The sequence below is a fragment of the Stenotrophomonas beteli genome, assembly GCF_001431665.1.
GTDB classification, from domain to species: domain Bacteria; phylum Pseudomonadota; class Gammaproteobacteria; order Xanthomonadales; family Xanthomonadaceae; genus Stenotrophomonas; species Stenotrophomonas beteli.
The window spans coordinates 36,189-48,782 of sequence record NZ_LLXV01000001.1 but is presented as its reverse complement, the minus strand read 5'-3'; the positions used below and the strand labels follow the sequence as shown (position 1 = coordinate 48,782).

The following is a 12,594-nucleotide window of genomic DNA, read 5'->3' as shown; positions in this document are numbered from 1 at the left end:
CGGTATTGGCAATGCGGAGGGCGCCGAATCCTCGATATCCCCACAGGCTTTGGAGGTGCACCGATGAGCGACTCATTCACTCCCATGCTGCCGCCCCTGGACGATGCCAAGGCCGAGGAGATGATCGGCAAGGTGGTGCTGGTCGGCGTCACCCGCTATGGCGGCGACGGCCAGGTGCAGGGTCTGGAACAGTACGCAGGCACCGTGCTGCGCATCAGCGCCGATGAAGGCGTGGTGCTGGCCGACGAAGATGATGGGCATGAGCACTACCTGCCGCCCATGCTCGACCAGTACCAGCGGGCCGCGCCCGGCGAGTACCGCATGCGCAGCAGCGGCATGATCGTGGTCGACCCTGATTACCTGACCGCCTGGGACCTGCACGCCCAGCAGTAATGACTGGCCACGCCTGGCAGACGCCGGCCCGCCGCCGGCGTCTGCGGGCGTGTTCGACTTTGCTCCATCCGGCCACTAGCCCTTCCGGCCCATTCCCCCCACCTCCTGCGGTGCTAGATTCGGGCTCTTGCCCGTCCTTGGGCTCCATTCACACTGCAGGGGATAAGGATGCTGATCCGTCGAACCTCGCTGGCGGCGGCGGTTGCCGTTGCCACCGCCGGCCTGCTGGCCGCTGGACCGGCTTTCGCTGATTACGCGAAGCCGCCGGAGCACCTGCTCAGGGTGCTGAAGGCGCCGCCGCCGCCAGCGCCAAACGTGGCCCCGGGTGGCCAGCGCCTGCTGCTGACCACCGCGCAGACCTATCCGTCGATCAGCCGTGTTGCCCAGCCCTACCTGAAGCTCGCTGGCGTACGCCTGGAACCGAAGAACCGCAGCCGCCATGACACCCCGGGTGGCTATGGCATTCCGGCCTGCGTGGCCGACTTCACCCTGGTCGATATCGGCAGCGGCAAGGAGACCAAGGTCAACCTGCCGCAGGGCTGCGCCACCGGCGCGCTGTGGTCGGCCGATGGCCGCCATTTCGCCTTCCAGAATGCCGTCGATACCAGCGTGCAGCTGTGGGTGGGCGATGCGGCCACCGGCCAGGTGAAGCAGGTGCCGAATGTGCAGCTGAACCCGATCTTCGGCAATACCGTGCAGTGGCTGGGCGGTAGCCAGAACCTGCTGGTGAAGCTGGTGCCGGCCAACCAGGGCCCGGCACCGTCCAACGGCGGCGTACCGACCGGCCCGGATGCACAGGAGTCGCTGGGCAGCAGCGGCGAGAGCAGCACCTATGAGGCGCGCGACACGCTGACCAGCGTGCATGACGAGAAGCTCTTCGCCTACTACGGCGCCTCGCAGCTGGCCGTGGTCGACACCGCCGCCGGCAGCGTGCGTCCGGTCGGGCAGCCGGCGTTGTTCAACGACGTCAGCGCCGCGCCCGATGGTGTGCATGTGCTGACCGAATCGATCAAGGCACCGTACTCCCATGCAGTGACCTACCAGCGCTTCGCCAATGACGTGGCCGTGCTGGATGTGAGCACTGGCCGCAGCACGCCGATCGCCAGCCTGCCGCTGGCCGATCGCGTGCCGGTGCACGGCGTGCCGGAAGGCCCGCGTGGGTTTGACTGGCGCGCCACCGATCCGGCCACCCTGGTCTATGCCGAAGCGCTGGACAAGGGTGACTGGAAGGTCAGCGTGCCGCATCGCGACCGCGTGCTGATGCTGAAGGCACCGTTCAACGGCAAGCCAGTGGAAATCGCCCGCACCGCGCAGCGCTTCGAAGGCTATGCATGGACCGCCGATCCGGCCGTGGCGTTCCAGCACGAGAATGACGAGAACCGGCACTGGGTGCAGACCCGTATCGTCGATGTGGACCAGCCGCAGAAGGAAGGGCGGCTGCTGTGGGACATGTCCAGTGATGAGCTGTACGGCGACCCCGGCAACCTGGTCTTTACCCGCCTGCCGAACGGCGCGCAGGTCGTGCGCCAGGAGGGCAACCATGTATTCCTCAGCGGGCGCGGCGCCTCGCCGCAGGGCGACCGCCCGTTCCTGGACCGCCTGGACCTGGGCTCGCTGAAGAGCGAGCGCCTGTTCCGCAGCAGTGCCGATGCCTATGAGCAGTTCCTTGGCTTCAGCAGCACGCCGGGCCGCTACCTGACCTGGCACCAGTCGGTGATCGATCCGCCCAATGCCTTCATCCGCCAGCAGGGTGAGGTTGTGGCCGGCGCCAAAGCCGGCGAGGCGCAGTTCGCGTCCAGCGCGACCGCGCTGACCAGGCTGGTTGACCCGACCCCGGAAGTGCGCCAGATCAAGAAGCAGCTGGTGACCTACAAGCGTGCCGACGGTGTGGAGCTGTCGTTCACTCTCTACACGCCGCCGGGCTACAAGCAGGGCCAGCGTGTACCGGCGATCCTGTACGCGTACCCGGCCGACTTCGCCAGCGCCGCACAGGCCGGCCAGGTGTCCGGCTCACAGCAGACGTTTACCCGCCTGCAGCCGTACCGGCTGATGCTGCTGGCGGGTTACGCGATCATCGACAATGCCTCGTTCCCGATCGTGGGCGATCCGAAGAACGCCTACGACACCTACCTGGAGCAGTTGGAAGCCGACGCCAAGGCGGCGGTGGACAAGGCGGTGGAGATGGGCGTGGTCGACCGCAACCGCATCGGCGTGACCGGGCACAGCCACGGCGGCCTGATGACCGCCAACCTGATCGCGCACACCAACCTGTTCAAGGCCGGCGTGGCCACCAGCGGTTCGTACAACAAGACCTTCACCCCGTTCGGCTTCCAGAACGAGCGTCGTTCGGTGTGGCAGGCGCAGGACGTGTACCTGAAGGCGTCGCCGTTCTTCTATGCCGACAAGATCAAGCTGCCGCTGCTGCTGGTCCATGGCGAGGACGATGCCAACCCGGGCACCGAGCCGTTCCAGTCGCGCAAGCTGTACCAGGCGATCCGCGGTAACGGCGGCACCACCCGCCTGGTGATGCTGCCCAACGAACCGCACTGGTACACCGCGCTGGAATCGAACGAGCAGCTGGTGGCGGAAATGCTGGACTGGTTCGACACCTACGTGAAGAACGCCAAGTAAAGGAATAGGAAGGCCACCTCCGGGTGGCCTTCCTGCATCCTGCTGTAGAGCCGAGCCCACGCTCGGCTATCCGTTGGCCTGTAAACAGTTGCAGGTGCTATGCAATCAACTGTGGAGGCTCGGTAACGACGTGTTACCGGCACATTCGCACGCCGCGCAAATGGTCTAGGCTGAACCTGATAGCTCGTTCCAGGTCGGTGCAATGAAAGCCATCCTTCTTGCTGCAACGTTGTCCTTGGTCCTGGTCTCAACTGCAGGTGCGCAGCCATTGCCCACCGAATTGGCGCAGCTGGGGATCATCGCCGGCATGCCTTACGCCAAGGCCAAGCGCCTGCTGGATGCCGCAGGCTGGCGGGCAAAACCTGCGCAGGGCGCGCCGGAATCGCTGGACGGCTTTCCGGAAGTCGGATGCCAGAAGGATGGAAAGCAATGTGCGACGACCTTCGAAAAGGACGGTCAACAGATCGCGGTGCGGCTGGGCACTACCCTGGCAGGGCAGCCGTTCGTGCAGAGCGCTGACTGAGTACCCGCCCTCACGCCAGCGGTAGGCGGTCCTGCGCGCGTGACAGCCGGTCATGCAGGTCACGCACATGCTCGGCCTTGGCATGCACCCGGGCGGTGTCGCCGAAGCTGCGCAGGTAGGTGCAGGCCGCGAAGCCGGCGCTCTTCTTTTCGTACTCGGCGATCCAGGCCAGGCGGTCGGGATTGTGGGCCTGCTCGGAAGACCACGCCGCCACCGGCGGCCGGATGCGGTACTTCAGGCCGACCCGCCAAGGCTTGGGGCTCAGCCGCGCACGGAAGCAGTGCTGCAGCCGGCACATGCGTGCGTACAGTGCGTCGGTGCCGAGGTCCTTGAACAACCCCTGCAGCTGCTCGTCTTCGGGCGCGAACGTCGCGTGCATCGCCAGCAGGCGCAGGCCGGCCGGGGTACGGTAGGCACGCAGATGCCAATCCGGGTGCCGTGCGCTGAAGGCCTCCACGCGCTTCAACGCAAGTCCTTCAACGCCGCCGGCGGCGGCTAGGCGTTGCTTCCGCCGCATCAGCACTGCCGCGTTGACCAGCAGCACTGCCGCCACGCCCAGGACCAGGCCCACCAGCCAGTGCCACAGCAGGGTGCCGATGACTGCACCGGCAAGCAGCACGACCGCAGCGACGATCGCCGGTATCACGCAACCGGCTGGTGGCTGCGCATGGTCGATGTCGGCGAACAGCACATCCGGACTGTTCAGGCACAACGCGCCGTAACTGTTGCGGGTGATGACCACGTCGCCATCGCGCTGCACGATCTGTTCGCGGATCGGCACGCCTTCCACACCGTAATTGCTGCGCACCTCGCGGCGTGGCAGCGGTTGCCCGGCAACGATGGCGTGGAGTGCCTCGTTGGCGCGGGCATCGGCATGCGCCTGGGCTTCGGCGGGGCCCTCATCGGACCAGCCAAAGCGGCGCACGACCAGCGCACGGCCACGGAAGCGGGCCTGCACGCGGGCTTCGGCCCAGTAGGCGGGAACGATCATCATGGTGCGTGCTCCGTCATCCGTGGCTGGCTGCCCGGGGGGAGTCTGGCATAGCCCACGGGTGGCCGCATCCTCCGGCTGCGGCAGGCCGCGCAGAGTGGTAGATTGCGCGCCTTGCATGCACACCACCAAGGACGGAGCGATGTACATGATCCTGCGCGGCCTGCTGGCCCTGGCCTTTGGCGGGGCGATCGGCGTGGCCACCGCCGCCGCACCGGCGGGCCCACAGATCCTCACCGAGGATGTCAGTCGCTTCTATGCGCTCTACGACAGCGCTGGCGGCAAGCCCAGTGTTGCCCAGTTGCACGGGTATCTGGCCGAGGGTTCGACCGGCCTGGCCGAGCTGGCCAAGGCGCGCCGGGTCACCGCCGAACGCATCGCCGAGGCCATCGCCAACCAGCCGGCGCTGTACGCGCAGGGACGAACCTGCCTGGCCGAGCTACCGGCGGTGAAGCAGCGCCTGGTGCAGGTGTTCGCCAATCTGCAGGCGATCTACCCGAAGACCACATTCCCTGCGGTGACCATCGCCGTGGGCCGCGGCCGCCCGGTCGGCCTGACCTCGAAAAGCGGCGTGATCATCGGCCTGGAAGCGCTGTGCGCAGCCGATTTCATGAATCCCAATGTGCAGGATCGCTTCGTCCACGTGATCGCGCACGAGTACGTGCATATCCAGCAGACCGGCCTGATCGACGTCGAGCCGGGTGATCCGCGCGCGACCGTGCTGCGCATCTCGCTGGGCGAAGGCATCGCCGAGTTCATCACCGAGCTGATCTCCGGCAACGTCGGCAACGGGCGCCATGCCGCCTGGACGCGTGGCCGCGAAGTGCATATCGAAAGCGCATTCGCGCTGGATCTGGACAGCACCGATCTGTCACCGTGGCTGTACAACTACTCACCCGGTTCGCAGGCGCCCTACGACCTGGGCTACTGGGTGGGTTACCGCATCGCCAAGGCGTACTACCTTCAGGCCAAGGACAAGCACGAGGCGGTGCGTGCGCTGATCCAGCAGGATGACCCGAAGGCGATTCTGGCCGCCAGCGGCTGGACGCCGGGCATGTGGATGCCGGCCAAGGTGACCGGTGTGGCAGCGCGCTCGGCTTCGCGATGACGCAGCGTTGGGGCGTTAGACTGCGGGTCTGGTTTGCTGGAGAACCCGCATGCGTGTACCCGTGCTGCTTGCCGCTGCCGTCGCCGTTTGCATGGCGCTGGGCGCGCCGCTGAGGGCGGCCGAAGCTGCGGCGGTCAATCCACTGCTGCTGAAGCCGGTCGGAGAGCTGCGCGCAGACGAAGTGCGTTTCATGCAGCAGCGCCTGGCTGATTGGCCGCAGCTGCAGCGCTACCGCGATGCCAACGCACAGCTGCCCGCTCCTGCATCCGGCCAGCCGCGCGTGGTGTTCTACGGCGATTCCATCACCGAAGGCTGGGGCAGGGAAGGCAGCGCCTCGTTCTTCCCTGGCAAAGGCTGGCTCAATCGCGGCATCAGCGGCCAGACCACGGCGCAGATGCTGGTGCGTTTCCCGCAGGACGTGCTGGCATTGAAGCCACAGGTGGTGGTGATCCTGGCCGGCACCAACGACATCGCTGGTAACACCGGCCCCTCCACGCAGGCGATGATCGAAGACAACCTGCACGCGATGGTGGAGCTGGCGCGCGCGCATGGCATCGCCGTGGTGCTGGCCTCGGTGCTGCCGGTCAGCGACTATCCGTGGCTGCCGGGAACAACGCCCGCGCCGAAGGTGCGTGCATTGAACACGGCGTTGAAGCGCTATGCAGATGCACAGCATCTGGTCTATCTGGACTACTACACGCCGATGGCCAATGCGGCTGGCGGCCTCGATCCGGCACTGGCTGACGATGGCGTGCACCCTACGGCGGAGGGCTATGCGGTGATGGCGCCGTTGGCCGAAGCGGCGGTCAAATGCGCGCTGCAGCAGAAGTCGCTGCGGCAGGCAGGTTTGTCGACAGCAACGTACCGAAACTGATCTCCAGCGGATCTGCCGCACTGTCCTGGGGCATCAGCCAACCGCTGGGCGGGCCGCCAGCGGCGCGGCGAAAAGCGCCGCATGCAGGTCGGCTTCCACCTGTGGCTCAGGCATCGTCCTGCTTCAATGCGGCATCGGCCGCCAGCAGCGCTTCGGCGGCCGCACTGAGCGGCGGCGAGGGCGGCGCGACCACGCCGATCGCTTCCATCATCTGCGGCATGCCCAGGAACTGGCGCGCGCGCCGGTCGTAGATGCCGGTGACCAGCAGCGCACGGGTGGCGATCTTCTGCTCGGGCCCGATCAGCACGCGCTGCTCCATGATGCCGCGCGAGCCGACCCAGCCGACCAGGCGGGTTTCCAGGATGAAACGCTGGAACGGCTTCAGCTCGCGGCGGAACTGGATGGTGCCGGCGCCGACGATCGGTGCCCACTTCTCGCGCAGCGCCACCCGCCCCAGGCCCATGCGCAGGATCAGGTCCAGCCGGCCCAGGTCGAAGATGTTCCAGTAGCGGCCGTTGGTCATGTGCAGGTTGCTGTCCAGGTCGTTGGGCAGCACCCGGAAACGCAGCCGCGAGACTCCGAACGGGGCCTCCAGCTTCGGCCGGAACAGGCTGCACAGCAGCAGATGGAGCAGGCGGAACCAGAGATTCATGATTATGACGACTGTTATAGAATCGCCGGTACGCTAATCTATAACGACTGTCCTGGCAAGGAGCTTGCCGTGAGCCCGCGCCCCTCTGATGCGCCCCAACGCGTGATTGATGCTGCGGCACAGATGCTGGCGCGTGTGGGCCTCAATGCCACCAGCATCCGTGAGGTGACCAAGCTGGCCGAGGCGCCGCTGGGTTCCACCTACCACCATTTTCCCGGCGGCAAGCAGGAGCTGCTGGCGCGTGCCACCCACATGGCCGGCGACAAGGTGGAAGCGCTGCTGGTGGAGCTGCTGAAGGGCGGGGCGGTGCAAGGCCTGCAGCAGTTCCTGGCCATGTGGCGCGAGCGCCTGCTGCGCACGCAGTTCCGTGCCGGTTGCCCGGTACTGGCCGCCGCAGTGGAAGAGCCGATGGATGCCGCACCGAGCCAGCCACGCGTGGCCGCCGCCGAGGTGTTCGTGCGCTGGCAGGGGCACCTGGCGGCTGCCTTCATCGCCGATGGTCATGATTCGACCGCTGCGGCCGGCTTGGCCAGCCTGGTGATTGCCAGCGTGGAAGGCGCGGTGGCGATGAGCCGCGCACTGCAGGACATCGCTCCGTTCGACCAGGTGGCCGCGCAGTTGCTGAAGGCCGCTGCGCCGCCTTGATCCGGCGGCACGGTCGCGGGAGACTCGGCGCAGGCCCTGACTGGACGCCGCCGTGGACGAATCGCACTGCCGCCATCTGATCGAGCACTACCTGCAGGCCTACAACCGCTTCGACATCGACGCCATGCTGGCGGTGCTGGCGCATGACGTGCGTTTCGAGAATCACAGTGGTGGCCGGCTGACGATGGTCACCGAAGGCATTGATGCCTTCGGCGAACTGGCACGGCAATCGGCGCCGTTGTTCCGTGAGCGCGAGCAGCGGTTGCTCGAGCTGACCTTCAAGGATGGCGTGGTGCTGGCCAGCATCGGCTGGCGCGGCGTGTTCGCGCAGGACATTCCCGATGGTCCCAGCGCGGGGACGGAACTGGCACTGCAGGGACACAGCGAGTTCGCTTTTGAGGACGGTCGCATCGTGCGGATCGTCGACCGCAGCTGATGATCGATGGCCTCGGCCCGTCGTCTGGACAGTGGCCCCGACCGCGGTAGAATCCGCGCAACACCACCCACGCGTGCCCGGCAAGGATGTCCGCATGCAGCATCAGGTTTTCGAGCTTCCCCGCTGCACGATCCGCGGCACCCGGTGGCGCCGATGAAACGCACCCGTTTCTTTGCGCGGAGCCCGCTGAAGTTGCCGGTGAACCGCGCCGGTGAGCTCGTGCGCGCGCGGCAACATCTGCAGGAACGCGGCTGGCCACGCCTGCAGATGGCGCTGATCGTGGCCCTGACCGGTGCGGCCGGTTTTCTTGCCTCGCATGTGCTGCGTCTGGCCGGCATCGACGCGATGCTGCTTCGCTACCCGATGGCCGTGCTGTTGGCCTATGGCGTGTTCCTGCTGCTGATGTGGATCTGGATCCGCTGGCGCTGGGACAACGTGCTGGATGGCCTGTCGCCGGATGTGGGCAGTGGCAGCCCATCGCCTCGCGGAAGTCCCTTGGAATCACCGTGGAGCGGCGTCGGTGGCCGTTCTGGAGGTGGCGGCGCATCAGCTTCGTGGAATGAGTCGGCGCAGGTCAGCGGCGGCGATGCCGGTCAGCTGCCGTTGACCGGCCTGGCCGAAGACGAAGCGGGCCTGCCGTTGCTGGCGATCCTCGGCATCGTCGCGCTGGTGGCGACCGTCCTGCTGGCGAGCGTGTGGGTGGTGTGGTCGGCGCCGGTGCTGATGGCCGAACTGCTGGTGGACGCCGCCATCGCCGGTGGCCTGTATCGGCGCATGCAGGGCATGCACGAGCAGGGGTGGTGGCGGGTATGCGTGACGCACACGATCTGGCCGCTGCTCGGCCTGCTGCTGTTCTTTGTGGTGCTGGGCTGGCTCGCGCAGGAACTCGCGCCAGATGCGACCCATCTGCTGCAGGCCATTCAAGCGCTGTAGCGCCACGTTCCCGGCCGATATCCCAACCCGCTTCATTTCTTCCAGGAACTTCATGCGACAGCGCATTGCACGGAAACGCGTCCTGGCCACAACGGTCGTTCTATCGATGGTTGCAGTCGTAGCGCTGATGGCCAGCGTGCGCCCGCAGTGGCGGCAGGATGTCGGCCCGCCTCCGATCAATCTGGGAACGGCAAGGATGCAGGCCGAGGTGATGGCAGAGCTCATCGACCTGCGACCGACACCACCAGGAAATCTGCCCGTACCACCGACTCCCATCAAGGCAGTCCCTTCCCCGATGCTGACCGGTAACAGTGGGTTCGCGACCGCGGCGGTGCCGCTGGAAGACCTCGCGTCAGCGCACTTCGAGCCGCACGGCCGGGAGCCCGGCATGCCATTCGCTGTGATGGAATGGACCGCGCCCTCCTGCGGTGAAGGAGATCCCGCCCCGGTCTGCCAGGTTCGTCACAGCGTCGTCGAGTGGCGCGATGATGACAGTGCGGCGTCCTTTCAACTGCAGCAGCATCTGGAGTCGATGCTGCAGGTCGTAAACCGCCGGGCTGCACGGGTACCCGACCTCGCGTTTGAGCTTGCGCATGTGCGGGCGCAACGTATGACGTGGGACGAGCTTCAGCAACGACGCGCGCGCGGTATCGAAGGATGCATGGGGGGACCGGGCAATCGGGATCTGGGCGTTGTCTATCTGCAGCGACCTGTGTTCAGCCTGGACGGGAACTGGGCAATGGCATCGGTCGCCTCGGACCTGTGCAGTGGAGGAATGGGTATGCGCGTCCTCTACCTTCTGCACCGCAGGAAGGGCGGATGGGAGCATGTTCGAGTGCAGCCTGTCCGCCATATGAGCTTTGGACACGGTCTGTGGCCCCCGTTGGCGGAGTCGTGATGACAGATACCTCGTTCAAGCCAGACCGAGAGTGCCGCAGCCCAGGCCAGTCGATGGACAGTGGGCTATGATCGCGGTCGCCTGGGATTCGTGTTCCGACGATTTCGTCTACCGGGAGCTTGTCGTACTGCATCGGGAACAAGGACGCTGGATAGCCAGACCCCCGGAACGGGGTCTGGGCGGCGTATGGGACGGCCGCATACTGCGGCCCTGGACGTACGCCCATTGACGAGAGCGGCAGAGGGCGCCGGATTACGCCCGGCACCGCCTGCGTTCATCAATCAAAGCGCAAGCGCACGCCTGCATAGACGCCACGACCTTCGCCCGGCGTCGAGCGCGCGACATCCTTGCCAGCGTCGTCGTAGCCCGGCGTGACCGTGGCGGCGTAGTGGCGGTTGCCGAGGTTGCGCATCTCCGCCCAGGCCTGCCAGCGGCCACCGGGTGCGTCGTAGCCGATGCGGCTGCCGAAGATCACATGGCTGTCGGCCCAGGAGCTGTTGGCGTAGTCCACTGCGATGCGCGAGGCGTATTCGGTATTGAGCGCAGCGTACAGGCCGGACGCGTGATCGAAGCGCAGCTCGGCCTGGTAGGCGTGGCGCGGCAGGCCGGGCAGGCGGTTGCTGCCGAAGCGCGCGTCGTGGCGGTAACGGAAATCATTGAAGGTGTACGCCTGGCGCAACGACAGGCGCCCCGGCGCGGCCTGCCACAGTGTGCTGTCCAATCCAGCTTCGATGCCACGGTGCACGGTGGGGCTGGCGTTGCTTTCTGCGATGAACAGGTTCGGTACCGGTTGCAGTTCCACGCTCAGCAGCTCGTGATTCACATGCGCGTAGTAGCCGGTCAATTCCCAGCGGCCCAGCGCCGCATCGCCGCGCGCACCCAGTTCCAGCGTGGTGGCGGTCTGGTTCTGCATCGGCACCGGCGCGCGCTGGCGGCCGGTAGACGGGCCATTGCCTGGCCCGAAGTACTGGTTCGAGCCCCAGATCATCGACCATGGATGCGGCGCCTCTACCGAGCGGCTGAGGTTGCCGAACCATTGCGTCTGCGCGCTATGTTGCCAGGTGAAGCCCAGCCGCGGCGCGTAGTCCCAGTCGCGGTCACGCAGGCGGCCGCCGCTGCTTGGCCAGGTCACCTGCACATCGCGGCGGGTGTTGATCAGTGCCAGCCCGGTCTGCATGCGCAGGCGGTCATTGAAGGTGAGGGTATTGCTGATGTGCAGCGTGCTGTCGGTGCCGTGGTGGCGGAAATCACGCGTACGCGTGCCGGCGGCATAGCCGTTGCTGGCAAAGCGCAGCGACTCGCGCACATCGGCGTCCAGATCGTGGGTGACGCGCAGCCCGATCGTGGTGTCGCTGCCCAGCCCGAACAGCGTGTGGCGATGGCGGTAATCCAGCGTGGCGTTGAGGTTGGCGTAGTCCAGCTGCTGGCGGTACAGGCTCTCGTTCAGGTCCATCGGGTACCTGTGATAGACCAGCCCGGCCTGCAGCGAGGAGTCCTCATCGATCTGCAGCGTGGTGACATTGCCCAGCCAAGTGCTGCCCGGCTGCGGGCGACGCGCGTCGATGGCCAGGTTGGCGGCATTCGCGGCGTGTGGATCGTTGCGGATCTGATCGCGGGTGAGGCGACCGGGTGTTTCGTGATTGGTTTCGCGGTAGCGCACGAAGAAGCGCGTCTGCAGGTCCGGCGTGATCTGCCAGCCGATGTTGGCCATTGCACCCTTGCCATCACCGCGGGCATGGCGCTGGTAGCCATCGAACTCGGTATCGGTGTAGGCCAGGAAGTAATCGACATCACCGCTGACGCCCCCCCAGCTGAGGGCGCGCTTCTGGTAGCCACGGCTGCCGGCTTCGTAGTGCAGCTGCGCGCCCGCCGAATCGCGACCGCTGCGGCTGACGTAGTCGATGGCACCGCCCAGCGCCAGCGCGCCGCGCTGGAGACCGTTGGCGCCGCGCAGGACTTCCACGCGCGACAGCCACAGTGGTTCCAGCAGCTCATAGGGCGTACCACCCGGGCCGGTCAGCGGCAGACCGTCGATCGACACGGCGATGCCCGAGGCGTGCGCACCCGGGCCCCGGTTGATGCCCGAGCCACGGATCGAGATCTTGGTGCCTTCGTTGCCCGGGGACTGTGCGCTGATGCCCGGCTGGTAGGCGAGTACATCGGCGCTGCTGGACAGGCGGCTGTCGGCCTTGGCTACATCGATGACGTTGCTGGCGCCCGGTACGCGTTTCAGTGCCTCGCGCGCCTGCGCGCTGGCATCGGCGGCCGTGACCTGTACGGCATCCAGCGTGGTGGCCTGTGGGGCGGCTGCGGCAGTGGAGGAGAGGCCGAGGGAAACGGCCAGGAACAGCAGCGACGGGTTAGGGCGGTACGACGGAAGCGACATGCGGGAATGCTGTAAACCACGAAAGTGGCGCGCAAGTTAACAGTTCGGCGGCGCCGCGTCACCCGCCGGCGGCGTATGGGCTGCCCGCCGTGTTGCTGTAGAGCCGAGCCCACGCTCGGCTATC

The 12,594-nt window shown here is 66.6% G+C and carries 12 protein-coding genes; 9 read left to right on the top strand and 3 right to left on the bottom strand.

All coding sequences use genetic code 11. The features are described from left to right. Nucleotides 1-63: 63 nt before the first annotated feature. The 3 genes from ARC23_RS00220 (at nucleotide 64) to ARC23_RS00210 (ending at nucleotide 3,547) form a co-directional block, all read left to right on the top strand. Nucleotides 64-393 carry a hypothetical protein gene (locus ARC23_RS00220; protein WP_057495355.1) on the top strand — a complete coding sequence of 110 codons (330 nt, stop codon included), beginning with the start codon at nucleotides 64-66 and terminating at the stop codon, nucleotides 391-393. 168 nt (nucleotides 394-561) lie between these two features. Then, nucleotides 562-3,024 (top strand): S9 family peptidase, encoded by a 2,463-nt coding sequence (locus ARC23_RS00215; protein ID WP_057495354.1) that lies wholly within the window; start codon nucleotides 562-564, stop codon nucleotides 3,022-3,024. Between the two features lie 202 nt (nucleotides 3,025-3,226). Beyond that, nucleotides 3,227-3,547: a hypothetical protein gene (locus ARC23_RS00210; RefSeq protein WP_029379698.1), complete on the top strand. Its 321-nt coding sequence runs from the start codon at nucleotides 3,227-3,229 to the stop codon at nucleotides 3,545-3,547. A 10-nt stretch (nucleotides 3,548-3,557) separates the two neighbouring features. Here ARC23_RS00210 and ARC23_RS00205 read toward each other — a convergent pair whose 3' ends face one another. Continuing rightward, nucleotides 3,558-4,541, bottom strand: coding sequence for a hypothetical protein (locus ARC23_RS00205; RefSeq protein ID WP_057495353.1), 984 nt, complete (start codon nucleotides 4,539-4,541; stop codon nucleotides 3,558-3,560). Nucleotides 4,542-4,680: 139 nt separating this feature from the next. On the opposite strand from ARC23_RS00205, the gene ARC23_RS00200 reads away from it, so the two are divergent. Next, nucleotides 4,681-5,646: a DUF2268 domain-containing putative Zn-dependent protease gene (locus tag ARC23_RS00200; RefSeq protein ID WP_057495412.1), complete on the top strand. Its 966-nt coding sequence runs from the start codon at nucleotides 4,681-4,683 to the stop codon at nucleotides 5,644-5,646. A 49-nt stretch (nucleotides 5,647-5,695) separates the two neighbouring features. Then, complete coding sequence (locus tag ARC23_RS00195) at nucleotides 5,696-6,520, top strand: SGNH/GDSL hydrolase family protein (RefSeq protein WP_057495352.1); 825 nt, start codon at nucleotides 5,696-5,698, stop codon at nucleotides 6,518-6,520. Nucleotides 6,521-6,626: 106 nt separating this feature from the next. On the opposite strand, the gene ARC23_RS00190 is transcribed toward ARC23_RS00195, so the two are convergent. Further along, nucleotides 6,627-7,172, bottom strand: a complete 546-nt coding sequence (locus ARC23_RS00190) for a thioesterase family protein (RefSeq protein WP_057495351.1) — start codon at nucleotides 7,170-7,172, stop codon at nucleotides 6,627-6,629. 69 nt (nucleotides 7,173-7,241) lie between these two features. On the opposite strand from ARC23_RS00190, the gene ARC23_RS00185 reads away from it, so the two are divergent. The 4 genes from ARC23_RS00185 to ARC23_RS00170 all read left to right on the top strand — a co-directional run bounded on the left by ARC23_RS00185 (nucleotide 7,242) and on the right by ARC23_RS00170 (nucleotide 10,084). Continuing rightward, nucleotides 7,242-7,817: a TetR/AcrR family transcriptional regulator gene (locus tag ARC23_RS00185; protein WP_057495350.1), complete on the top strand. Its 576-nt coding sequence runs from the start codon at nucleotides 7,242-7,244 to the stop codon at nucleotides 7,815-7,817. A gap of 52 nt (nucleotides 7,818-7,869) precedes the next feature. Beyond that, a complete protein-coding gene (locus tag ARC23_RS00180; RefSeq protein ID WP_057495349.1) occupies nucleotides 7,870-8,253 on the top strand; it encodes a nuclear transport factor 2 family protein in 384 nt (127 codons plus the stop codon). A gap of 153 nt (nucleotides 8,254-8,406) precedes the next feature. Next, nucleotides 8,407-9,186 carry a hypothetical protein gene (locus tag ARC23_RS00175; RefSeq protein WP_057495348.1) on the top strand — a complete coding sequence of 260 codons (780 nt, stop codon included), beginning with the start codon at nucleotides 8,407-8,409 and terminating at the stop codon, nucleotides 9,184-9,186. Nucleotides 9,187-9,238: 52 nt separating this feature from the next. Next, complete coding sequence (locus ARC23_RS00170; protein WP_057495347.1) at nucleotides 9,239-10,084, top strand: hypothetical protein; 846 nt, start codon at nucleotides 9,239-9,241, stop codon at nucleotides 10,082-10,084. A gap of 277 nt (nucleotides 10,085-10,361) precedes the next feature. Here ARC23_RS00170 and ARC23_RS00165 read toward each other — a convergent pair whose 3' ends face one another. Next, on the bottom strand, nucleotides 10,362-12,470 hold the full coding sequence (locus tag ARC23_RS00165; RefSeq protein WP_057495346.1) for a TonB-dependent receptor family protein: 2,109 nt from the start codon (nucleotides 12,468-12,470) through the stop codon (nucleotides 10,362-10,364). Nucleotides 12,471-12,594 lie beyond the last annotated feature (124 nt).